Source organism: Pantoea sp. CFSAN033090 (assembly GCF_001264395.1).
GTDB lineage: Bacteria > Pseudomonadota > Gammaproteobacteria > Enterobacterales > Enterobacteriaceae > Pantoea > Pantoea agglomerans.
In genome coordinates this window covers 105,768-129,433 of record NZ_LGYX01000023.1, presented here as the reverse complement: position 1 = coordinate 129,433, position 23,666 = coordinate 105,768, and the positions used below count along the sequence as shown (strand labels likewise).

Annotated in this window: 20 protein-coding genes; 9 read left to right on the top strand and 11 right to left on the bottom strand. The window is 55.0% G+C overall.

Features of this window, described 5'->3' with window-relative positions:
* Positions 1 to 37 precede the first annotated feature (37 nt).
* The gene (locus tag AFL22_RS18615) at positions 38 to 877 is read left to right on the top strand and encodes an MBL fold metallo-hydrolase (protein WP_052271903.1); all 840 of its coding nucleotides are present in this window, start codon (positions 38 to 40) and stop codon (positions 875 to 877) included.
* Positions 878 to 928: 51 nt separating this feature from the next.
* Here AFL22_RS18615 and AFL22_RS18610 read toward each other — a convergent pair whose 3' ends face one another.
* Both AFL22_RS18610 and AFL22_RS18605 read right to left on the bottom strand, forming a co-directional pair.
* Entirely contained in the window at positions 929 to 1,243 is a 315-nt protein-coding gene (locus AFL22_RS18610; protein WP_010671977.1) for a HigA family addiction module antitoxin, read from the bottom strand.
* 99 nt (positions 1,244 to 1,342) lie between these two features.
* Positions 1,343 to 3,880, bottom strand: coding sequence for an excinuclease ABC subunit UvrA (locus AFL22_RS18605; RefSeq protein WP_052271902.1), 2,538 nt, complete (start codon positions 3,878 to 3,880; stop codon positions 1,343 to 1,345).
* A 663-nt stretch (positions 3,881 to 4,543) separates the two neighbouring features.
* On the opposite strand from AFL22_RS18605, the gene AFL22_RS18600 reads away from it, so the two are divergent.
* From AFL22_RS18600 to AFL22_RS18585, 3 genes are all read left to right on the top strand, one after another.
* Entirely contained in the window at positions 4,544 to 5,002 is a 459-nt protein-coding gene (locus AFL22_RS18600) for an STM2901 family protein (protein ID WP_031292265.1), read from the top strand.
* Positions 4,996 to 5,289, top strand: a complete 294-nt coding sequence (locus AFL22_RS18595; protein WP_022624214.1) for a DUF1493 family protein — start codon at positions 4,996 to 4,998, stop codon at positions 5,287 to 5,289. Before AFL22_RS18600 ends, AFL22_RS18595 begins: the two co-directional genes overlap by 7 nt.
* A 99-nt stretch (positions 5,290 to 5,388) precedes the next feature.
* Positions 5,389 to 6,482, top strand: a protein-coding gene (locus tag AFL22_RS18585; protein ID WP_156311601.1) for an IS3 family transposase whose coding sequence is annotated in 2 segments (ribosomal slippage) — positions 5,389 to 5,620 and positions 5,620 to 6,482 — 1,095 coding nt in all. Because the reading frame shifts where the segments join, the coding sequence is not laid out codon by codon here.
* Positions 6,483 to 6,695: 213 nt separating this feature from the next.
* Here the strand turns inward: AFL22_RS18585 and AFL22_RS18580 are convergent.
* Both AFL22_RS18580 and AFL22_RS18575 read right to left on the bottom strand, forming a co-directional pair.
* Complete coding sequence (locus AFL22_RS18580) at positions 6,696 to 8,174, bottom strand: YsnF/AvaK domain-containing protein (RefSeq protein ID WP_052271901.1); 1,479 nt, start codon at positions 8,172 to 8,174, stop codon at positions 6,696 to 6,698.
* A 284-nt stretch (positions 8,175 to 8,458) separates the two neighbouring features.
* Positions 8,459 to 9,028, bottom strand: coding sequence for a pyridoxamine 5'-phosphate oxidase family protein (locus AFL22_RS18575; protein WP_052271900.1), 570 nt, complete (start codon positions 9,026 to 9,028; stop codon positions 8,459 to 8,461).
* A 259-nt stretch (positions 9,029 to 9,287) separates the two neighbouring features.
* Here AFL22_RS18575 and AFL22_RS18570 point away from each other — a divergent pair, with 259 nt between their 5' ends.
* On the top strand, positions 9,288 to 9,860 hold the full coding sequence (locus tag AFL22_RS18570) for a GNAT family protein (RefSeq protein WP_052271899.1): 573 nt from the start codon (positions 9,288 to 9,290) through the stop codon (positions 9,858 to 9,860).
* Positions 9,861 to 9,915: 55 nt separating this feature from the next.
* Here AFL22_RS18570 and AFL22_RS18565 read toward each other — a convergent pair whose 3' ends face one another.
* From AFL22_RS18565 to AFL22_RS18545, 3 genes are all read right to left on the bottom strand, one after another.
* Positions 9,916 to 12,048 (bottom strand): EAL domain-containing protein, encoded by a 2,133-nt coding sequence (locus AFL22_RS18565; RefSeq protein WP_052271898.1) that lies wholly within the window; start codon positions 12,046 to 12,048, stop codon positions 9,916 to 9,918.
* 405 nt (positions 12,049 to 12,453) lie between these two features.
* Entirely contained in the window at positions 12,454 to 12,693 is a 240-nt protein-coding gene (locus AFL22_RS18555) for a hypothetical protein (RefSeq protein ID WP_010256895.1), read from the bottom strand.
* 361 nt (positions 12,694 to 13,054) lie between these two features.
* Entirely contained in the window at positions 13,055 to 14,488 is a 1,434-nt protein-coding gene (locus tag AFL22_RS18545; RefSeq protein ID WP_052271897.1) for a methyl-accepting chemotaxis protein, read from the bottom strand.
* 346 nt (positions 14,489 to 14,834) lie between these two features.
* On the opposite strand from AFL22_RS18545, the gene AFL22_RS18540 reads away from it, so the two are divergent.
* Positions 14,835 to 16,616, top strand: a complete 1,782-nt coding sequence (locus tag AFL22_RS18540) for a GGDEF and EAL domain-containing protein (RefSeq protein ID WP_029519494.1) — start codon at positions 14,835 to 14,837, stop codon at positions 16,614 to 16,616.
* A 24-nt stretch (positions 16,617 to 16,640) separates the two neighbouring features.
* On the opposite strand, the gene AFL22_RS18535 is transcribed toward AFL22_RS18540, so the two are convergent.
* Both AFL22_RS18535 and AFL22_RS24295 read right to left on the bottom strand, forming a co-directional pair.
* Positions 16,641 to 18,224 (bottom strand): sensor domain-containing diguanylate cyclase, encoded by a 1,584-nt coding sequence (locus tag AFL22_RS18535; protein ID WP_052271896.1) that lies wholly within the window; start codon positions 18,222 to 18,224, stop codon positions 16,641 to 16,643.
* A gap of 398 nt (positions 18,225 to 18,622) precedes the next feature.
* Positions 18,623 to 18,796 carry a hypothetical protein gene (locus tag AFL22_RS24295; RefSeq protein ID WP_197276791.1) on the bottom strand — a complete coding sequence of 58 codons (174 nt, stop codon included), beginning with the start codon at positions 18,794 to 18,796 and terminating at the stop codon, positions 18,623 to 18,625.
* A gap of 518 nt (positions 18,797 to 19,314) precedes the next feature.
* Here AFL22_RS24295 and AFL22_RS18525 point away from each other — a divergent pair.
* Positions 19,315 to 20,226, top strand: a complete 912-nt coding sequence (locus AFL22_RS18525; RefSeq protein ID WP_033774047.1) for a GNAT family N-acetyltransferase — start codon at positions 19,315 to 19,317, stop codon at positions 20,224 to 20,226.
* A 1-nt stretch (position 20,227) separates the two neighbouring features.
* Here the strand turns inward: AFL22_RS18525 and AFL22_RS18520 are convergent, their stop codons facing one another.
* A complete protein-coding gene (locus tag AFL22_RS18520) occupies positions 20,228 to 20,473 on the bottom strand; it encodes a hypothetical protein (RefSeq protein ID WP_052271894.1) in 246 nt (81 codons plus the stop codon).
* 382 nt (positions 20,474 to 20,855) lie between these two features.
* Between AFL22_RS18520 and AFL22_RS18515 the strand changes: the two genes are divergently transcribed.
* On the top strand, positions 20,856 to 21,401 hold the full coding sequence (locus AFL22_RS18515) for a chorismate mutase (protein ID WP_052271893.1): 546 nt from the start codon (positions 20,856 to 20,858) through the stop codon (positions 21,399 to 21,401).
* 22 nt (positions 21,402 to 21,423) lie between these two features.
* Positions 21,424 to 22,614 carry a cytochrome P450 gene (locus AFL22_RS18510; protein WP_052271892.1) on the top strand — a complete coding sequence of 397 codons (1,191 nt, stop codon included), beginning with the start codon at positions 21,424 to 21,426 and terminating at the stop codon, positions 22,612 to 22,614.
* A 25-nt stretch (positions 22,615 to 22,639) separates the two neighbouring features.
* Here AFL22_RS18510 and AFL22_RS18505 read toward each other — a convergent pair whose 3' ends face one another.
* Positions 22,640 to 23,644 (bottom strand): substrate-binding domain-containing protein, encoded by a 1,005-nt coding sequence (locus tag AFL22_RS18505; RefSeq protein WP_033759898.1) that lies wholly within the window; start codon positions 23,642 to 23,644, stop codon positions 22,640 to 22,642.
* Positions 23,645 to 23,666 lie beyond the last annotated feature (22 nt).

The window sequence follows — 23,666 nt, the reverse complement described above, 5'->3', positions numbered from 1 at the left end:
CTCTCAGAAATATCCCCATTGTCCCTATGGAGGCCCGATGAAAATTCACCACCTTAACTGTGGCTGTATGTGTCCGCTGGGCGGCGCGTTCTATGATGGATTCAGTAAAGGCCTGAAAGCACATCTGGTCTGTCACTGTCTGTTGATTGAGACGGATCGCGACGGGCTGGTGCTGGTGGATACCGGCTTTGGTCGCCAGGATATCCATACGCCCGGCAGCCGCCTGTCCGGCTTTTTCCGCGCATTAAACAATATTCAGCGCCGCGATGAACTGACCGCACTGTCACAGGTTACGTCACTGGGTTTCCGGGCTGAGGATGTGCGGCATATTATTCTGACCCATCTCGACTTCGATCATGCTGGCGGACTAACCGATTTTCCGCAGGCGCGAATCCATCTGATGCAGCAGGAGGTTGATACCGCGCATCAGCGCCATAGCTGGCTGTCACGGGAACGTTACCGGCCCGGACAATGGGGTGGGATCAGCAACTGGGAAACCTATCAGCCGCAGGGAGAAAAGTGGTTTGGTTTTGAGGCGGTTAATCGCCTGCGTGACTTACCGCCGGAGATTTTGTTAGTTCCGCTGGCGGGCCATACGCCGGGTCACGCGGGTATCGCGATTCAGCAAGCCGATGGCTGGCTGCTGCACGGCGGCGATGCCTGGTTTTACCGCGGCGAAATGCGGCAGCAGACGCGGCACTGCACGCCGGGACTACGCTTTTACCAGTGGATGATGGGCATGGATAACGTGGCCAGACGACACAATCAGCAGCGACTGCGTGAGCTCTCCTGCCAGCGCGGCGGCGAAATCACCTTTTTTTGCAGTCACGACGCCCGTGAGCTGGATGCGTTACAGGTTAATGCGCCGCTGCGCTGATAAGATAAAAGGTTTGTTTTGGCGATGAGGAAAGCCGCTTCGGGGCGAGAACTATACCGTCTCGTCCCGCAATAATGATGCTACGATCCCTGGATGCAGAGGAACGCCGGAAACATCTGTAGTTTCTCGCGCCTTATGCAGATCACATGCGGCCTGCATGGATAACCAGAGCCGTGCCGCAATACCCAGACCCGCCTCCAGCCGTACAGCCATTTCCGGGCTGACGGAGGCTTTACCGCTAGCCACTTTGCTAAGCGAAGCTGCGGAAACGCCCAGCTGTTTAGCCAGACTGCGCAGGCTGATGTCGTTATCTTCGAGATATTCCGCTATCAGGCCACCAGGGTGTGGCGGATTAAACATTGCCATCAGTGATAATCCTCAAGGTTGAGATTTGACGGGCTTTGAAGCCAGCCCCTGAGCCCTCAGACTACATCACCTTCAGCGGAAGATATCTCTACCGCCCGCTTACTCCGGATCGCCCGCCCTCTTTTTCAGCTGTGCGGAAAGCCAGGGTGCAGTCAGACTCTCTGCAGATGCGCTGACCTCTTCCGGTGAGCCGGAGGAGACAACTCTTCCTCCTTTAAGACCCGAGCCGGGACCCAGATCAATCACCCAGTCCGCCTCTGCCACTATGCGCATGTTGTGTTCCGCCATGATCACGGTGTGACCACGCTTCACCAGTTCATCCAGCACTACCAGCAGCTTATCCATGTCAGACGGGTGCAATCCTGTCGAAGGTTCATCAAGCAGATAAAGCGTGGGCGTACGCTGGACCCGCTGCAGCTCCCAGGCAAGCTTGATACGCTGGCACTCGCCGCCAGATAGTTCAGTGGCGGGCTGACCCAGGGTCAGATATCCCAGCCCCAGTGACGTCAGTGCCTTCAGCGAACGCTGGATCCCGTCATGCCCATGAAACACCTCAGTGGCGTCGTCCACGCTCAGATCAAGCACATCCGCTATCGTCATATTGTTCCACTTCACCTCCAGCGTTTCGGGGTTATAACGGCTTCCCGCGCAGACGGAACACGTTGCGGTAGCGCTCGGCATGAAGAGCAGCTCAATCGAAATCTGTCCCTGCCCTTCACAGGCAGGACAGCGTCCGGCTGGCAGATTGAAGGAAAACCGGCTGGCGCTGAAGCCTTTGGCTTTCGCCGCGTCGGTGTCTGCAAACAGCCTGCGGACGATATCGAAAAATCCGGTGTAAGTGGCCAGATTTGAGCGTGGTGTCCGGCCGATAGGACGCTGATCGATTCTGACCAATCGGCCGATGGCGTCACTTCCGCTGACAACCTGACCCTTAACGTCCGGCACCAGATCCTCTTCCTCGCCCTCCTCGATGTCAGGCGTTTTGTCAAAACGTCCGAGCATTTCCGGAAGCACGCGATTCAGCAGCGTCGATTTTCCGGAGCCGGACACGCCGGTGATGGCCGTCATTCTCCCCAGTGGGATGGCGATATCCACTCCGGCAATATTGTTGCAATAGACCTGTTCAAAGCAGAGCCAGCTCTCTGCGGGCCGGCGCTGGCGCAGCCCGGTATAGCTTCGTGAGAAAAGATAGGCCGAGGTGGGTGACGCACTGACTTCTTCAAGCCCTGCTGGTTCGCCGTTATAGACGATCTCGCCGCCATGCGTTCCCGGGCCGGGGCCGACCTCAATGAGCCAGTCTGCCTCGGCGATGAGGTCAATATTATGTTCGACGACCACCAGCGAATTACCGGCACGCACCAGGTTCTTCAGGGATGCGAGCAGCGATTTGACATCATCGGGATGCAGCCCGGCTGACGGCTCATCCAGCACATAAAGCACGCCAAACAGCCGCGATATCAGCTGGGTGGCCAGACGCACGCGCTGCAGCTCGCCGGATGAGAGTACGGTGGTACGGCGTCCCGGCGCCAGATGACCCAGACCCAGCGTTTCCAGCTGCTCAAGCCGCATACAGATATCCGACGCCATCCGGATGACCGCCTCACGCAGTGCCGCCTCTGCCGGCAGGTCCGGTGATGCGCCACGCGCATAAGGCTTCAGCAGTTCAGCGAGCTCAGAGACCGACAGCTCACTCAGGCTGGCAATGTCATGACCGGCAAAGGTCACGGACAGCGCATCCCGGTTTAGCCTTTTACCGTGGCATTCAGAACAGGGAGTGACCGTCACAAAGCGCGCCAGCCGTTTCTTCGTCGTCTCGCTGCCACCCGAATAACTCTGCAGCACGATTTTTGCTGCACTGGTGTACGTGCCGGTATAAGCCGGCTCTTCGCCCGCCGCCAGCGCGTTTTCGCGCTGCTCAGCATTCAGACCGACAAAAATTGGCACCGATGGCTGTTCGTCAGTCAGCAGTATCCACTGCTGATCACGGGCTGAAAGCGTATTCCAGGGCGCATCGACATCGTAGCCGAGCGTCTCAAGGATGCTGCGCAGATTTTTGTTATGCCAGCCTCTGGGCCAGGATGCGATAGCTCCCTGGCGGATGCTCAGTGAGCTATCCGGCACCATCGACTCGGTTTTAACGGTGTGCACTCTTCCCAGTCCCTGGCAATGCGGACAGGCACCTTCAGGATTGTTAGGCGAGAAAAAATCGGCGGTCATAAAGGGAACGCCTTCAGGCCTTAAGCCCGCACGGGAAAACAGCAGACGCAGCGTGACAGAAATCCGGGTGAGGCTGCCCACCGTTGAACGCTCCTGCGCGCCAGCCCGGCTCTGCTGAAGCGCCACCGCGGGTGGAAGTCCGTCAATATTATCCACATCCGGTGCAGCAGCCTGATCGATCAGACGACGCGCATGTGGCGACACCGACTCGATAAACCGGCGCTGGGCTTCCGCATAGAGGGTATCAAAGGCGAGGGACGATTTACCGGAGCCTGAAACCCCGGTGAACACCACCATGGCGTTGCGGGGAAATCGCAACGAAACATCTTTGAGATTATGTGTTCTTGCACCCTGTACCGAGATATAAGGATCAATGTGCTCATCAGCGAGGTAATGATCGGCGTTGCGTTGTTCTGTCATGATTTCCCTGATTGATAATGCACGGCAGATTCACGATCGCCTGCCGTTAATGACTAAAAATTGCAGATGCTAATCCGGCGTTCAGGCTATCCGGCCCGCTTTGGGAATAGAAACAACAGCAAGGGTAGTCAGGGATCGCGGTCTGCACAACGCGAGGGGGGTTCATCGCTTCGTGGCAGCACAGACTGGTAACCAGCATGTACAGGAAGCCTTCTTATCTCTTAAGAAAACCCTGGAGCAAACTTAAATAAGGCAAAGCCATCACTAGCAAATCGCTTATGTGACTCTGATGTAGATTCCTGTGGTATCGATAAATGCAGGTCTATGTAAGGTATGGATATAGACAATGGGAAATGTTTAATACCCCAGGAACCTTTCTATAACCTTTATCTCTCTATGGCCAGGTATGCACCCCAGAGTGCCTGATGACGCCCCGCTCCCGTTATTCAGCGCGCTGACGGCATAAAAAATCATTTAAGACATAAGGATAGCGAAACCATGCCCATTTCTGAAATGATGCCGCGAGTGCCTGTAGGGAGATGAGGTGAAATTACCGTTTTTTATTATCCTGTCCCAGACCGTCAGGTTGTCAAGCATGAACGCGCGAGGTATTGTTTAAAAAGCATCAGGATGATGAATGAAGTGAACTTGTGGGAGCTGGCAGTGGATACGACTGAAGAACTCAATAACACCTATTTCTACGCAGGTAGACCGAACCTCACCGCTGGTGAGCTCTTTTTCATGATTTTCTGTGAAGAAGTCGCTGAACAGCTGGGCATTGATGACTTCGGAGCGATCGTGGCCATCCTGTCTGGACGTAATGTCCTGACTACCCGCACCAAACCGCGCGATGCTCTCAAGGGTACCTCCTATGCCTCACGGGCAGCACGCAGAGTATTTCCTAACGCCAAGTTTCCTTTCGGCATACAGCTCCCCACCATCGTAGGGGGATACCCGCCCCGGACCGCGCGTATCCTTTTTACGCATAAGCTCAGCACCTTTGTTGGTCGGGCGATACCCGTCGTGGGCTGGGTGATTCTGGCAAGAGACGTTGCCGATATCAGTTTCAATTCGGTCAGACTGTACAATGCCATCGCTCGCGGGGAGGATAAGTTATGGTAGATGACACACAGGCACGCGTAATGGCACTCATTGAGCCGTGGAACGGCCGATCGCTGCTTACGTTCCGGAAAAAAACACTCACGCCAGAGATGTCGCTTAATCAGGACATGAAGCTTGACCCGGAGGACGCTGCGGAATGCCTTCAGAACGTCTTCGATGCGTTTGGAATGGATTCTGATCTGGTGACTTTCAGCCTCTACTATCCAAAAAACCCGCGCGAGGCCATCCCTCTTACTATCGGGATGGTAATCGAGTCAGCCCGTGCCAGGCGATGGTGCTATGACTGATATGACCTGCTCCCCGTTGATTAGTACACCCCGATGTTAGTAATGTCTTCATAAGCCACATGAGGGCATCCCCATGAAGAAGCGTTTTCCGACGAACAGATCATCAGTATCCTCCGCGAGGCCGAAGCCGGGGTTTCTGCACGGGAACTCTGCCGTAAGTATGCTATTTCAGACGCTACTTTCTACACCTGGCGCAAGAAGTTTGGCGGCATGGAAGTCCCTGAGGTAAAGCGGCTTAAGTTACTTGAAGAGGAGAACGTCCGCCTTAAGAAGCTGCTCGCCGAAGCCATGCTGGATAAGGAGGCGCTTCAGGTGGCTTTGGGTCGAAAGTTCTGACGACAGACCAGAAGCGGGAAGCCGTGGAAGTCATATGTGATGCAACGGGTCTGTCGCAACGTCGTGCCTGCAGGCTGGCAGGTCTGTCTCTTTCAACCTGCCGTTATTCAGCTCAGCGTCCGGCTGCTGACGCGCAGCTATCTCTACGCATCACAGAGCTGGCACCTGAACGCCGTCGCTTTGGTTACCGGCGGATCTGGCAGTTATTGCGTCGTGAGGGCCTTCACGTCAACCACAAGCGGGTATACCGCATTTATCACCTTAACGGCCTGAGTGTGAAGCGCAGACGACGTCGTAAGGATCTGGCGACTGAGCGGCTTCCGCTGCTTCGCCCGGATGCGCCCAATCTGACCTGGTCAATGGATTTCGTCATGGATGAACTGGCCACCGGTCGCAGGATCAAGTGCCTTAACTGCGTCGATGACTTCACAAAGGAATGCCTGACTGTCACTGTTGCCTTGGGGATTTCAGGCGTGCAGGTCACGCATATTCTGGACAGTATTGCGCTGTTTCGCGGATATCCGGCTACGATAAGAACTGACAAGGGGCCGGAGTTTACCTGTAGAGCACTTGACCAATGGGCCTTTGAGCATTGCGTGGAGCTGCGGCTTATTCAGCCCGGTAAACCGACACAGAACGGATTTATTGAGAGTTTTAACGGACGCTTTCGCGATGAATGCCTGAATGAACACTGGTTCAGCGATATTGTTCATGCCCGGAAAATCATTAATGACTGGCGGCAGGACTATAACGAGTCCAGACCTCATTCATCGCTGAATTACCAGACGCCGTCTGAATTTGCAGCAGGCTGGAGAAATGGAAAATCAGAAGATAAACAAACCGACATTACTAACTGATCGTTGTATCTAATACTAGGGGCAGGTCACGAATAACGTACACACACTTAAGACGAGAGCTCTATACAACTTTCAATGTGGCCATTCTCCGTCAACGGGTGTCAGGTCTAAGTGATGCCATTAAATTGCCTACAGAATTTCAGTGTGATTTATGAAAAAAACCCGTCTGCGACGGGTTTTCAGGCATAGAAGGCGACAATCACCGCTCCGGCATTACGGCTTTTTAAACTTGTCTTCGACTTTCTCTTTCGCTTCTGCGATTTTATCACCAGCTTTCTCAGCAAAACCCTCTTTATGCGCTGGCTCGCTGCCTGGCGTTACCGGACGAGTGTCGTGGTCAGCGCGGGCCTGACGCGTGCTTTCAAGCAACGGATCGGCCACAGTACGATTCCCGGTCAGCCGATCTGCGCCGAGAGGATCTGTACTGGCATGGTCAATATCCACTTCCTGACGGCGTACCGAATCGTTGATAGTTTCAACCCGATCGCTTGTCTCTTTGCGTAACACCACCTCTTCAATGATCTCCGCGGTCTTATTAATCACGGGCTGCTCATGCGTCTCTTCCACTTCGACAGTTTTTTCAGACCAGTCAACATGGGTGGGTGAACCTGATTCATTCACCGGACGACGGAAGATTGCGGCGTGCTGCTCATGCAGCGAGACATTTTCTGAGACCTGATCGGTGACAGTGTAGCGGCGAACGCGGGTTGAACCTTCGCTGACCAGACGTTTACCCACTTCCAGTCGCTCCTCGGCAAGACGCAGTACATCCTCGTCACTTTCGTCACCGGTCAGGGCGGTACGGGCAGCGCCACGATGGGCAGGATCGGTAGAGAGCGGATCGACGGCGGCATTATCCTGAAGCGTTCCACTGGCAGATGAAGTCAGACCATCACTGGTCGCGTAACCGGGCGCGTAATCATCGGGCAGCGCCGCACTGCGCTCGGTAAGTTCTTCATGTGCATCAAGGATGCCCAGGGCGCGAGGTAACTCATCTTCATCGGCCCGCAGCGACAGCACTACTCCGCCGGTTCGCATCGCGTCTTCATACACTTCGGCCTGATCCTCCTCCAGCGTATTGCCGAACAGGCGTTGCCAGAAGCCAGGGTGACGGGCCTCCTGACCTTCGGTACGCAAACGATCACCGGAGATGATATCAATGTCATCATCCAGGAACCCGGCCTTGATCAGGTTACGCTTTGCACCCTCTGCCAGTGAGATATTGCTGAACATTGTTACGATTGTTTCACGCGCCATGTTGTGTTCCTCGGTGATGGATTCGGACGGCTCTGAATAGGGTGTTCGGGTCAGGTGAGCGTGCTGTTTGCGCAGGGAGACGACCTGTTCTGTCGCTTCCTCACTGACAACTTTGCGGATATGCCACTCCTCTTTCAGCACCAGATGACGAACTATCTCAATTTCCTCTTCAACGACAGGAATGATCAGAACGCCATTTTCTTCACGGATCTCCGGCATCTCAGCCAGCCGTTCCGATTTAGGAATGCGTTCTATTTCCGCCGTCTGATGCCGGAGCATCAGCGCAATCTTCTGCTGATGCTCAGTGACCTGTCGGGTAACCCTGACATGACCGTCGATGACCCGCTGTTTCGAGACCTCAACGGTTTCCTCCGCCAGGCTTATCACCTGGTCGCTACCCTCTGACCCTGGTTTTTCAGGAGGTTGATTGTTCATGTTTAACCTGCCTGTGATACAGAGCGATCATTTGTACTTTTCTTTACCTTGAGCATAAGTCACTGCTTTTCGGTTAGTTAAAGCCTGGCACAAACAATGACAAAAGATAGGAAAAAGCAGAAAAACGCCATTATATGAAGATAACGTGGTGCTAAAATCGATTAAGCGGTGCGGCAGATAAAAAACAGCTAACGAAGCGGCAGACAGTGAAATCTCTTTTATCGCGTGCGGAAAGAGGATCAATCAGGTGTTAACCCGACCTGAAGTGAATCAGGCATATCGGGTCAGGGGTTGAGCCATTCGCTTTCCTGCAGTTCGCCATTAGCCGAATAGCGAAACAGGGCGCGCTGATTTTCGTTTCGCTGAAGCTGATAGGCGTCCAGCACACTGGCCTGCAAAATCACCACGCCAAAGCGGGATTCCCCGGTTTCCGTTGCTGCCGCGTCAGGCGTCTCATCAGCCGTTGCCCGTGCTTCCCCCGGAGGTCCGCCGGTGTAAGTCTGCCGCGTGTGCTGCGGTAACGCACGCCAGGCTGCCCGGGCAACATCACTTCCCGCCGCATAACACGCAACCCGCCCTGCCAGCCGTAACTGCAGGCGACGCTGATGGCAATATCCCAGCACGGTGACCTGCGGATTCGCCGCCATCTCCTGCCACTTCGGGCTGCGAACATCCGTATGAAATGTCAGCATCCTGCGGTCGTCGGCACACTTGCGCAGAACCACGGTGCGCGCCTGAGGTTGTAGCAGAGCATCGACCGTACAGAGCATCAGATAACGAAATCCACCCTGTGGATCGGTTGCAGATTCCTGCAGCGCAGCCCAGGCTGCTGTTTCAAACGTTTTCAATTCCATGGGGATTACTCTCATCAGGATCAATTTTCAGCCATCTGGCTAAAAGCGTAGCAATGAAGTGGGCAGAAGGCCTGACAGCGCAGCGATAAGAGCAAATGTGGCAGCGGGAGCTGGACAATGCACGAGACCAGGAGCTGGTGAAATAGCGTCGGGATTGCGGGATACCTCGCAGAGCGGCAAAAGCGCGTCCCGCCAGTCAGCCACTCTGTGTTATTTTTGCGCCATCGCCACAGAGATCCGATCAACAGGGAGTTGCACGATGACAACTGAAGAGTCTGCTGAAATACTGCTGAAAGTCACCTCGCCGCGCCTGACTTATCGGCCACTTCGGCAGGAAGACTGGCCCTTCTATCTGGCAGTCAGTCAGGATAGATCGGTGATGCAGTACATCAGCGATCCGCGCAGCGCTGAAGAGATCAGAACCCACTCATTTGATGTCCGCCTGCCCGCCTGGTACAAGGGCTGCAGGCACTGGCTCTGTCTGGTTATCGGAGAAAAAACATCCGGTGCTCCGGCTGGCTTTTGCGGGTTTATCGATCGTGGAGAGGGTATTGCGGAGTTTGGCTTTATTCTGGCCGCAGATGCGCAGGGCAAAGGCTACGGCAGCGAGTCTCTGCATGCCATTATCACGTTCTGCTTTGAGCAACAGGAATACCGCAAACTGATCGCGACGGTGACAGCAGGCAATGCGGCCTCACGCCGGACCCTGATTTCAGCGGGCTTTGTGCAGGAGGGGACGTTGCGGCAGAACTTCTTCCTCAACGGCCAGTGGCAGGATGACTGGATCTTCGGCTTGCTGAAACAGGAATACCAGCCCGCACACTCACCCTGAGGCGCAGACTATCAGCGTCGGGCATCCTCCGCTACGCTCGCCACAATCAGACCGATTAGCGTGGCGTAACGTCATAACCGCTGGCGATAGCGATAGCGGGCGCACAGTGCTCCTCTCCGCACAGCATCGCCTCAAAGTCCGCCGGCGTCAGTGGCTGGCACAGGCCATTGCCCTGCATAATGTCGCATCCGGCGGCCGTAACAAAAGCGATCTGCTCTTTGTCTTCCACCCCTTCGGCGGCCACCCGGATACCCAGGCTTTTGCCGAGCGCGGTAATGGCCCGGAACATCATACGCACCCGCATGCTGGAACCCAGCTCGTGCGTCATCGACTTATCGATTTTAAAACCCGTCACAACGCTATAGCGCAGCAGGTTAATCGCCCCTAGCGTACGCCCGTAATGATCGATAACGAACGAGGCTCCCGTTCGGCGTACGGCGTCAACCTGAACCGGCATATCCTGCATCAGCACGGCCAGCAGTGGCTCATCCACTTCCAGCTCAACAAAACCGGCATCGCCTCCGGCACTCTCACGTATTACCGTCTCCAGGCTGTTCCCTGCAAGCTGGCGCGGAAACAGGTTAATGCTGACGCGAAGCTGAGGAGAGCGAACCTGCCACTGCCGGACCTGTGCCAGAGCACTGCGGATGATCCATTCACCCAGCGTGACTGAAAGCGGACTTTTAACCAGCATGCCGATAAATTCAGCCGGCAACAGCAGCCCGCGCGTCGGATGCTGCCAGCGCACCAGTGTCTCGCAGCCAATAAGCTTTCCGCTTTCAACGTCGTAGCGGGGCTGATAGTAAAGAGTGAACTGCTGCCGCACCGCCGTTTCCAGTTCGCGCTCAAAGCGGCGGCGCTGCTGCTCCGCTTCACGAAACGCGGGCATAAACAGCATGCTGCAGCCTTTACCCGACGCTTTGGCGCGATAGAGCGCCAGATCAGCGGCAGACATCACCGAAGAGGGATCCCTGCCGTGCTCCGGATAGGAGGCGATGCCGGTGCTGGCACCGACCATCACCGGTGAGTCGTGATAGCGGAACGGCGTCTGAACGGCCGCAATCAGTTTTTCCGCCGTGATCGCCGCCTCAGCGCTGCCGCCCGCTAACAGGATCACAAATTCATCACCGCCCAGGCGCGCAGCCGTCACGGCACTGGCGCAGACCGCACGAATCTGTTCGGCAACGTGGCACAACAACGCATCGCCTGCAGCATGCCCCAGCGTATCGTTAACCTCTTTAAAACCATCGAGATCGGTCATCAGTAACGTATAGGGGACGCCCGCCCTGGTCAGCTGGCCGACCTGATCCATAAACGCGCTGCGGCTGGCGAGACGTGTCAGCATATCCAGTGAGGCCAGCTCACAGAGCCGCGCCTCACTCTCATAGCGGGCCGTGACATCGCGGATGATCATGCCCACCAGCCGTTCGCCCTCTTCACGCCAGCCCGAAAAAGAGACCTCTGCCGGAAATTCACGACCTTCACGCGTGACACCCCATATCTGCAAAGAGCGTGGGTGCGAGATAGCTGCTTCGTCAGAGGTAATCCGGACCAGTTCATTACGATAGTCAGTCTGACAGCGAGCAGGGATCAGCTCGCTGATATACTGGCCGCGCATCTCCTCTGCGCTGTAGCCGAACAGCGCGGTGGCGGCCGGGTTCCAGAAGGTTATGCCACGCCGAAGGTCGGTGCAGACAATGGCGTCAGGCGAAGTGGATGAGATCGCCTCGAGTCGCTGCTGGCTGGTGTAGCGCAATAACTCCAGACGATGCATCTCCATGCGATCCATCACCAGTGCAGCAATATCGTTCAGATGCTTTCGATCCTCTGCAGTTAACGGCTCACGAGGATGGCTGTCGGTCAGGCAGACCGTGCCAATATGATGCCCATCCGGGGTCGAAAGCGGGATCCCCGCGTAAAAGCGGATAAAGGGGTAGCCGTGAACCAGCGGACTGTCGCGGAAGCGCGGATCTTTCAGCGTATCGGGCACGCAGAGGATATCGCCCTGCGCCAGCGTATGGTGGCAGAAGGCGACGTTGCGTGCCGTACCTGAAATATTTAAACCGTACCGGGAGGCGAAGAACTGCCGCTTTTCGTCGATAAGCGAGACAAAAGCGACCGGCACCCGAAACAGCCGCGCGGCAAGCGTAGTGAGGCGATCCAGCGCATCGGTCGGCGGTGAATCCATCAGATGATACTGCTTAAGTGCGTCGAGGCGAGCCGCCTCGGCATCATGATAAACTGGACGTTTCAGCGTAACTCTCCTCTGATGTTATCTGCTGTGGCTGGCCTGACACAGCATAAAGAGGACACGTTCAATCAGACAGAACGCGCAGAGTTCGCTGCCGATCCGTTGCCGGAAGAAAGGCCCGTCAGTAAACCCGGCAGCAACAGGTTGCCGCGCTGAGTCCGATAAAGCTGACACCGCAGACAGCGAGGCATCAGTTAACACGTTATGCCTGCCAGAGAGAGTACGGCGGACCGCCCAGGATTATCTGGCCAGAGCATATCAGACAGGCGGTAATGCGCCTCGCTTAGCTCTCTATATCGGCCCGACATGACTTTACTTAAGAGAAAACAGAGGATGAACGCCTTACTTTTTCAGCTTTGGTACCAGTTGATAGTGCGGATGCTCTCCGGCGAGCAACATCAGCAGTTCATATTCTCCCTGACTGAGCAGCGCAGGATTTTTCGATGCTTCTTTCGTCTGCCAGACACGCTGGCTAAGATCGAAACGCTCGGCTGCAATCTCCTGAGAGAGACCGGCCGCAAGGCGCAGCTCACGCACGTTGTGCTGGACGGCGACAGGCCGCTGTAAAATCTGATTTCCCATATAAACGCTCCGCATACGGTGCCCCGGTGAGATGGCCGGGCGGAAGTACACGCCTGCGGCCAAAACATAAATTTGAGTTAAGTTTTAACAGCCCGGCGTTTTACACTTATCAGGAAAGCGTAACGCACCAGTAAAAACAGAGAAAATAACCTGAATTATATTTAAATCGCTGCCCGGATAATTTTTGCACCGCTGAGAATAGTAATTGCCATTCTGAATGGTGGCGTTGATCGAATGATGATCAACGTCAATCACAGTCACAAAAAATGACCGTTTCATCCCTCTTTTAAAAAGAGTGAATATTAATCGTTATTCCGTGCCGGACAGACATTATTTACAGTTCAGAAAAAATACGTTCAGGCTATGCCCGCGCAAACGTTGCCCAGCCGCCTTTTTCATCAGGCGTGACGCGTTTAGGCTCTACGGCAAGAGGGTGATGCGGCAGGGTAAAGCGCGTAATCACGCTGCCCAGCGTTTCAGTCTGTCCACTAAGACTGTCTGCTGTCGCCGAAACCTGCTGAACCAGCGTCGCATTCTGCTGCGTTACGCGGTCAAGTTCTGCAACGGCGACCGTGACCTGGGCAATCCCTTTACTCTGTTCATCCGAAGCCAGCGCAATCTGTCCGATCAGTTCATTCACGCCGCCGACGCCGCGCAGCACGGCCTCCATGGTGGTTCCTGCGCTCTCAGCCGCCCGCCGGCCATCGTCGACGCGTGCCACGGTATCGGCAATCAGCTCTTCGATCTCTTTAGAGGCAGCAGCACTTCGCTGTGCCAGTGAACGTACCTCACTGGCGACCACCGCGAAGCCGCGGCCCTGCTCACCCGCACGGGCAGCTTCTACAGCGGCGTTTAACGCCAGAATGTTGGTCTGAAACGCAATACCATTAATAGTGGTGGTGAACTGCCGGATTTTTTCTGATCCCTGAGCGATGCTGGTGATGGCTGCCGATACCAACTGAACGAGTTCCACGCCCTGCTGAGTCGTATCCGTGGTGCTGGCAGCCAGTTCACGTGCCTCGCGGGCATTCTGTGCATTGTGACGCACGGTGACGGTAATCTCCTCCATGCTGGCTGCGGTCTGCTCCAGCGCAGCAGCCTGAGTGGATGTCCGGTCGGAGAGATCGGCGTTACCCGCTGCGATGTCCCCCGCTTCACGATGAAGAATGGCTGCGTTGTCTCGGATAGCGCTGACCGTCTGCAACAGACTGTGCTGCATCTCTTTGACCAGCGGCACCAGTTGCCCGACACAGTTGCGCCCCAGATCTTCCGGCTCGCGCGTCAGATCGCCATCGGCAATAATTTTTAAATGACCGCGAATTTTACCTACCGGACGCACCAGATGGACGACCAGATAGCGGTCGCAAAACAGCAGCAACGCCACTGCCGCCAGCAGTGCTGCCAGCAAGACGCCCTCAAGCCGATGCCGGTCAGCCTTCAGGGGTGCCTGATTCCGGGCCAGCTGCTGCGTCACCTTGTCCAGCTGCGCACGGGCAACCTTTGCGTATTCTGAGGGAGTTGTCGTGAGTGCCGCGCGGACGTTATCCCAGTCAGCATCGGCCGGGGTTGAGGCGACAAGCGCGTTTTTATCGGCTGGCGTACCGCTCTGCATGACGATAGCGCTGTGCGCCAGAAAGCTCAGTTGCTGCGTCAGAACGGCTGAACGATCGGTTTGACGAAAGATATCGCGCACGACCTGGCTGCTGTAGCCGCCGGCCAGCACGACGATGCCCAGTGAGACGATCATCATCCACAGCACAACGCGGCGGATAGTGAAATGCCTGAGTGAATTCATGAGGTTTCCCCGATGTTGTCATTGGTGTAGTTAAAATTAAACAAAAATAAATTATGTCATCTACTTTAGTGCGTTATTATATAGTGCACTATGTTTATACTCTGTATACTGGCAGGATATTTAAGAAATTAAAAGTTTTTAACGACAAAATAATAGAATCGTGATTACTAAAATATTTCGTTAAAGAAAAGTGATTTGCTATTCTGACCAGCAATGCCGTGCAGTGGGATAAAAAATAAATGGTCATGACTCTTTCTTTTTGCAGAATTTGCCTGTAGTCATGACATCATACCCTTCAATTTTTCTGTTTAATTTCGCGCCGTAACCAGCCGGTGCGGAGGAATCCATGCTTATGAGTCTCAGCGGCGGCGACGATTGCCGCACGCGAACCCTGCACGCGCTGCGCAGTAACGACGAAAGTCGTGACGATGTGTTGCGACAGTTCGTCCGGCTGGCCAGCCAGGCACTCGGTATACCCGGCAGCTTTATCTCCGTACTGGATGATGAGATGCAGCATGTTAAGGCTGCGCAAAATTTCACACTCACTCAATCCTCCCGGCAGGACTCGCTCTGCCGGCATGCAGTGGACAGTGACAGCACCGTGGTAGTACCCGATACGTTGCTGGATACCCGCTTTGCTGAGCATCCGCTGATTGTTGGCGCGCCTTTTATTCGCTTTTATGCCGGCGTACCGCTTAAAAGCAGCACAGGTCTGATACTGGGTACGCTGTGCGTGACTGACACCGCGCCTCATCCCTTTAATGCGGATCAGGTCGCCATGCTGAAGATGCTGGCGGCACTGGTGATGTCATTTCTTGAGGCCTGGTACTCGGCTGGCTTTGCCGACCCGGTAACCGGTCTGCCCAACCGCCAGCGTCTGATTCGCGACCTGCAGTTTCTTGCCGCCTCCGGTGACACCACGCCACGGCGGCTGGTGCTGATTGACTGTATCGATATGCCGCGCGCCTACGAGCTTGCGCGCTCAATGGGCATGGGACCGGTTGAAAGCCTGTTGAAAGATGTGGCGACACTGCTGCCGCTGCGCCTGAGGCCTGCGCCAGGAGAGATGCTCTACACCGTAGCCACCGGGCGCTTTGCCCTGCTGACACGTCAGGAGAGCAGACTCACTGCCAACTGGGTGGCAAACAAGCTGGCCGGGATCAGCGCGGATCTCGGCGATGGGCTGTCGGTTGCACTGATGACCCACACCGGTGAGGCGAGTTTCAATACCGGGGAGATGCCTGCCCAGGAGATCCTGCGGCGTGCGGTCAGCGCGCTGCACGAGGCCATCACACGCGACGTGGCCTCGATGCCTTTCAGTGAGGCCACTGATACGCGCCATACGCAGGACTTCACCCTGATGCATGACCTGGCCATCGCGATACGCCAGGATAAGGGATTATGGCTGGCGTATCAGCCTAAAATCTGTCTGCACAGCGGCAAGCCAATTGGCCTGGAGGCCCTGATCCGCTGGCAGCATCCGCAGCGCGGCGAATTGTCTCCTGCACAGTTTTTACCCTTTGCCGTGCAAACCGAGCTGCTCAGCGAACTGACCACCTGGGTGACAGAGCACGCAATCGCCCGGCTCTCCCGGCTGCGCAACAGCTATATTCAGTTGCCCATCACCATTAACGTCAGCAGCAGCGATTTTTCACGTGACGGTTTTGCCGACGAGCTGGAAGAGCAGATGATCAGGGCGAAGCTCCCGGTTTCGCTGCTGGGCATTGAGTGTCTGGAGACGGAACGGATTCTGGAGAGCGCAACCGCAATGCGGGGGCTTGAGATGCTGAAACTTCGTGGATTCGGTATTTCACTGGATGACTTTGGTACCGGCTACAGCAACATCAGTTATCTGCGGCGCATTCCGCTGGATGTGATCAAGCTGGACCGTTCACTGATCAGCGAAATTTCATCTGACACCGCATCGCGCGTCATCGCCCGCAGTATTATTGCGATGCTTAAAGATCTCGATTATATGGTGCTGGCTGAGGGCGTGGAGAATGCGGAAACCGTTACGGCGCTGACCGAGTTCGGCTGCGACCAGGCGCAGGGCTTTTTCTACTCCAGGCCGCTGCCGGAAGCGGCACTGGATGAGTGGCTCGGCTGGCGATTACGCAGTAAGTGCTGAGCCTGTCCCACCCACCCCGGAATCTTACCCGGCCGACCCAGACACGCTGGACCCCTCAGCTCCGGCAATGATGACGGTATTACGTCCGGCGGCTTTTGCTTCGTAAAGCGCTTCATCGGCACGCCGCAGCAGAGAGTCGCGATCGCTATCCTGATCGCTCCGCAAAGCCACCCCGGCTGAGATGGTCATCGTTCCGGCAAACGGAAAGGTGGTGGCGCTGACGGTCTCACGGATGCGCTCCGCGGTGCGGACGGCATCAGCCAGCGTGGTATGCGGCAGCAACAGAATAAACTCCTCGCCGCCAAACCGGCTGACGATATCGCCGGTACGACAAGCCTGACGCAGCAACGCTGCCAGGCTCACCAGAACCGCATCGCCCGCGTCATGCCCGTACCAGTCGTTTATCTTCTTAAAATGGTCAATATCAATGGCGATGGCACACTGTTCATGCTCACTGTCTGACTGCGCCGCCAGCGCCGAAAATCCGCGTCGGTTGCAGAGCCCGGTCAGCGGATCGGTCATCGCTTCATCGTTTAGCGCGGCAAGATGACCCGCAACGGCGTGCCGATGCGCCTGCACGGCTTCTTTGAGCCGATCAGCCTCGTAATACCAGGTTTTGACCGTGGCGAGAGATTCCGCCTGGGCTTCGCTGCCGCCATCGCGCACTCTGTCCGCCAGCTTTTCCAGTGGAGAGGCGATTCGACCGGCCATAAAGGCAATAATGGCCGCTGTTACGGCAATAATGCCCAGAACGAACCAGACGGCGCTTTCTGCCGTGCGCATCAGAATATGCCTGACCGTTTCAGAGGTGCCGGTAATAAAAACGTTCCAGCCGGTTTTATGCAGTGTGCCATAGCCAGTCAGATAGTGCTGTCCCTCACTCTCCAGCGTGAAATGCCCGCTTTCTGTCGTGGCGAGCCGTTTCTGCAGTGCCAGACTCAGCAGCATCTTTGTTCCGACGCGCGCCGCGTCATGACTGAAAATAATCAGCCCTTCATTGCTGACCACGCTGACCGTTGAACCATTGGAATAGAAATGCTGGCTCAGGATTTCGCTCAGCATGCTCTGTTTCTTGAGATAAATAGTCCCGCCAATGTAGCCCAGATAGCGGCCATCTTCGCTGAACAGAGGTTGTGATAAAAACACCACATAGTTACCGGCCGCAGAGGTAAAAGGAGCAGAGATAAAAGGCTTTTGGGTCGCTATGGCCTGCAGGCTGGCAAGTGAGTGCAGCTTCACGCCAATGAGATTCAGACTATCAGGTGAGGTTGCTGCAATAATGGCATCATGATTTACCACCACCACCGAGTTGAAAAAGCCCGACTGCATTCGCAGGCGATCGCTCTCTCCTTCCAGTCGTTTAATATCGCTAAGCTCCTTGATCTGCGACGCACTCCAGGCCAGTTCACGTTGTGCTGTCGCCAGGTAACGATCGGTGGTATCAGCCAGCTTGCGGGCATAGGCAATGTTCCCTTCAAGCAGACTGTCTTCGATGTTGGCCTTCTGAAAGAGCAGCAGCGCACTCAGCAGCAGACCGGAGGTCAGAATGACGCCCCCGATGGAAAGCAAAGTCAGGAGCGAGCGAAGGCGCATTTTTTCATGGGGCATTGCAGTCGGGATCCGGATTAAGTGTCATCTGAGTGTAACAGTAGACGTTTCACGTCAAGGGCCGAACAGAAGATGATTTACACAGGATCACGGCGCATTGCCGGGCGCAGCACACAACCGTCCAGCCCTGCATAAAGGATTGTTTAGCGTTTCGATAGCCCTGATAAGCAACAGCAGAAAATGATTAAGCGGTAATAATGATACTGAGCAGGCCGGTATCTGTGCAGATGACGCACTATTATTACCGCTGACCGTGATAACAACGCCATATGGTCGCTGAAAATAACGGGGCAGGCTCTGCCCCGTTTATCATTACGTTAAAAATATGCGTAGAACAGTTAAATAAAACCTGCATCAATAATAAGTAATTGTGCACCAGCCTTATCTTTTAAGCGAATTTAACGCCAGAACGATTTAATATAAGAGCGGCTGCTGAGCCTTTTAATAAAATGATGCGGACAGGTATAGTGGCGCCCTTCCCACTCCAGATTAAACCACTGAAATTCATCATTTTTAATTTTTTCCAGCAGGGTCATTGCCTGCATCGGCGTCTGAAAAGCATAAGCTTTCATCACGCCCTCCTGGGTGCATAAATCAATATGAACCATGTAACCCCCGGGTGTTAAAAAGATCGAACATTTTATAATTATTGAAAAGCCTCTTTATCATAATCCATTTATCGGCTGCCGATTATCTGATTCCGTATTATTTACGTAAAAATTTCGCATCTATTTCCCATTTAAATTTTTGGGCAACCCTGCCTTATTTCATCAATTAATTTGACCATGTATACGAAATCCAGCCAGACCCGAATAGATCGTAACCCATGTTTAATGCAGCTCAGAGGGTGGCGACGATAAGCGATCGCAGAAGATGACGTATACCTGCTCACATTGTCAGCATTGCACCGTCTGGCAGGTCCAGAGCCGTCATGCAGAGGGGATGTAATGGTGCTGGCTGAGAGGTTGAGATGGTCATAAACAGAGCACATCGTTTACACTCTCATCAGCCTCATCTGCAATCCGGTAACGGTACAGATGTATCGCGGAGCGAGGCAGGAGATCACTGACGGCGGGCAATAAGGAATCTTATGCTGGATTATATGGTGTCGCTCTACCGTACTGTTCCTGTCTCATCTGAACGTCTCAGCGACTGGCTTGCCAGCTGGCTGGCGCAGCAGCAGACACGATGCCACGATCACCATTTTTCTTCCGCCTTTCCATGGCGTGAAACCGGTCTGCCCCAGCACGCCTTTTTGCAGCGAGAACTGACGATAAACGGCCAGCGTTATCTCACCGGGCCGCGCTATCTGGGTGGCGATCCTGCACAGCCCTTTATTGAGGTTGTTGCGCGTGACGGCATCATCGATTACAGGGTCGCTAGCGCCATTATGCAGGCATGGCAGCCGCTGAAACCTCTGAAGCTGCGCATCCTGTTGCCTGCGACTTATCCTGACATCGGTATAACCGATCAACTGCTTTTCCTCAGCGACCTGGCTTCACTCTCTGTTCCTGTCGACGAAGATATTTCACTGGTGACAGCCCGCCGGAAGGATTATCCCGCCTGTATCACGGCGATTAACCGCGCCTATCGTGCCAGCTGGCACACGCTGCCGCATCTGCGCGATCAGCTACTGGCAACCAGCAGGCAGGAATTACGGGAGGATATCGCCGCGGGACATGTGTTTCTGATTATCTGGCAGGGAATAGTGGCAGGGCTGATGATTTGTGTCCCCCGGCGACTGACCTTTATTGAGGGGTTTCAGATTATGGATGAGGTGATTATGCCCGCTTATCAGGGCCGTGGACTCGCCGCGCGCGCTCAGCAGCGTTTGCTGCAGCAGCTTCATCATCATTATGGTGAGAAGGCACTGCTGACCGGTACCATTCTGCCCGGTAACACCCCTTCACTGCGCAGCGCGCAAAATGCCGGGCGACGCTGCGTGCTGAAATATCAGTTTTTTACCCCTGCCGATTTACGTGCGAGCCGACGGGCAATTTAAATCACCATAAAGCCAGCTCAATCAACTTATCCTGCATACTGTAAACGCGCTGCTTAAGGCTCAGGCTCTCGTCTGCGCTGATCCATTTTGCAGCAAACGCACCATTAATTTTTTCCAGTGCGATTTTGGTGCTGCTTTTCAGACCTTCGTGCCAGTTCGCGTCTGAACGTTTTGCCGCCTGTTTTTCCAGGCTCTCAACTAACGCCGCGACACTTTTACCACCGGTAGTAGCTTCGGATACAGACATACCTACCTCGTTTTGCTGCTAAAAAACGGCCACACTCGCGGAACATATTATACCTGAACCCTGATCGGCATGGCGCTTTCCTGTGCGCACTACCCGGCATGCCTCGTAAACTCATTCTGGCATCACAGAGATGACGTAAATGGCGCAACGCCACCTGCATCAGGGGGGAATCCATTCAGACGTCATATCCAATCAACCCGCCAGCATTGCAAATTAATGTGAATTTTTAATGACCATAAAGATAAAAAATAACTTTAAAATTAATGACCTGTTCTCATTTCACTGACCCGCCTTGTGATTCACATTTTGAAAACAAAATAATCACACATAGTTATTTTTTCATGCCTAAATTAGTGCCAGTTTTCATTTATGGAGCAGGCAAATGACGCACTTTGTGGCAATTTTTTTCTCTTCACTGTTTATGTGCAGTAACGTTTTTGCAGGTTCGGTTTCATCTGTTTCTCTTGGATCACTCTCTTCTGCGCTCAATGAACGGATGCAGGTGATGAAAGCGGTGGCGGGTTATAAAGCACTGCATCATTTACCTATTGAGGATCTGCCACGGGAACAGGTGGTGCTGGATAACATGCTGCAAAACGCACAACAGGCCGGGCTTGAACCCCACTCCGTGGGGCCGTTTGTTTACGCTTTGATGAACGCCAGCAAGGCGATCCAGTATCGCTATCGGGCTGACTGGCTCTCAGCACCAGACAGCGCTGTTCCTGTCAGGGATCTGACCGAGACCAGACAGCAGATACAACAGCTGGATACCCAGCTCCTGACGGCGATCAGCCAGCGCCTGATGGCTGGCGCCTTCTCGCAGGAGGACAAAGAATTTCTGATGTCACACCTCACGGCACCTCACCTCAGTGAAAGTGATAAAAACAGCCTGTTCGCTTCCCTCTCCCGCATTCAGCGCCAGCACTAATCCTCTATCAGCGGAGAACGCTATGCAGCTTCATGAACTCATGAACCCCGACTACTCTGATAATCCCTTTCCCCTTTATCGAAAACTGCATCAGCAGGGACCGCTTATCCCTGCCGGAGATAAGATCATCATCAGCGGCAGTCACGCGGTGGTGGACGCCCTGCTGAACGACCGGCGGGTCGGTAAAAATTATATGGAAAGTGTCAGAGTAAGATTTGGTGATGATGCAGCCGGACTGCCGCTGTTTCAGGGTATCAGCAGAATGTTTCTGGTGCTGAACCCACCCGATCATAACCGGTTAAGAGGACTGGTTATGAAGGCGTTCAGCGCCCGGGAGATTAAATCCCTCCGGGAGATGGCGCTGACGATAGCCAATGAACTGGTTGATGAACTGGAAGGGCGTCGTGCCTGCGATCTGGCTCAGGCATTCGCTATTCCGCTACCGGTGCGCATTATCTGCCGGATGCTGGATGTCTCAGAATCTGATGCACCAGAACTGGGTCGCCTTACCTCTGCGCTGGTCAGGGCTTTCGATCCTCAAATCAGTCCGCCAGATTTGCTGAAAGCCGCTGAAGCTTTTGCCGTGCTGGAAAGTTACTTCAGTGCCGTGATCGTATCCCGACGTGATAGCACCGCCAGCGATCTGGTGTCACTTTTTCTGCGCAGCGACAGTGACGGCGACCAGCTGGATCACGATGAGATCATCGCCAATGTGATACTGCTGTTTCTTGCCGGTCATGAAACTACGTCAAACATGCTGTGCAACACCATTCTGGCCCTGCATGCTCATCCGCAGGAACTTGCGAGCCTGAAGGAGAATCATGCGCTGATACCCGATGCCATAGAGGAATGTCTGCGCTACGACAGTTCGGTCCAGATGCTTTACCGCACGACTCTGGAAGAGATTGAGGTGGCAGGAGAGCTCATCCCGCCCGGAACCCGCTTCTTCCTTAGCCTTGGTGCAGCCAATCACGACCCGCTGGTATTTACCTCTCCGGAACGGCTGAATATCCGGCGGCATGAGGGGCGCTGTCTGGCATTCGGTGGCGGTATACATCACTGTATGGGCTACCGGCTGGCACTGGCAGAAATGGAGGTGGCGCTGGAAGTATTACTGACGCGATTGCCAGAGATGCGGCCCGTGGCCGCTGGTGTTCGCCGCAACCACAGAGCTAATCTGCGCGGCGTCAGCGCCCTGCCGGTCGAATGGTAAAGCACTGCCCTGAAGCGCCCGGCAGTTAACCGCGCAGCCGCAGCGTGGCGGGCAGGATAAGCTGACTGTCAGCGGGATCCTCACCAGCGATCATCGTGGTCAGCATAGAAAAGCAGGCCTGCGCCAGTGCCGGGACATTCTGCTCAACCGTGTCGATCGGAATGGAGAGTGAATCATAGAGATAGTGATCGTCGAAACTGGCAATGCGGATGTCGCTGGTCAGCAGGTTATGCTCGCTAATGTAGCGCAGTACTCCCTCCAGCAGACCGCAGGCGGCGGTGAACATCGCTTTAGGGGGGCGTCCCAGCCTGCGACAGAGCGCGGCAAACATCTCATAGCCACTGCCGGGATGGTAGTTACCCTGAATTATCCACTCCGGCCGCAGCGTCACACCCGCCCGCATCAGTCCCTCTTTGAATCCCGCCAGACGATCCTGGGTCGGGGAGAGGTCAGACTGTCCGCCAAGAAAGTAGATCTCCTCCGGGCAGGTGCGCGCCAGCTTTTCGACCAGCTCAGCGGTGGGCGTCACAGAGTCGGTGATGACCCAGGGCAGCCTGGTATTGTTCATGTGGCGGTCAAACAGCAGCACCGGCAGCTGTTCGCTGAGGCTGACATAGTCGCTGTCGCTCAGCATACTGGAGGCGACAATCAACCCGTCGACCTGACGCGCCACCAGGTTATTGACCACGGCCATCTCCTGACCGGCATTTTCATCGGTGCAGGAGATCAGCAGTTGCAGACCGGCGGCGCGACAGAGATTTTCCAGCGCATGGGAAAAGGCCGCAAAGCCGTGGTTGGTGATCTCCGGCACCACCAGCCCCAGCGTATGACTGCGGGCGTCATGTAGCATACGGGCGTGTATGCTGGGCTGATAATGGTGTTCCCGGGCCAGTGTCAGAACCCGCTCACGCGTCTCCTTCGCCACCCGTAACTCTTCGCCACGGCCGTTGAGCACCAGGCTGGCAGTGGCTTTAGAAACCCCAGCCAGCCCGGCGATGTCACTGATGGTAACGCGTTTGGTTTTTCTCACGGCAAGGCATCGGTTAGTGAAA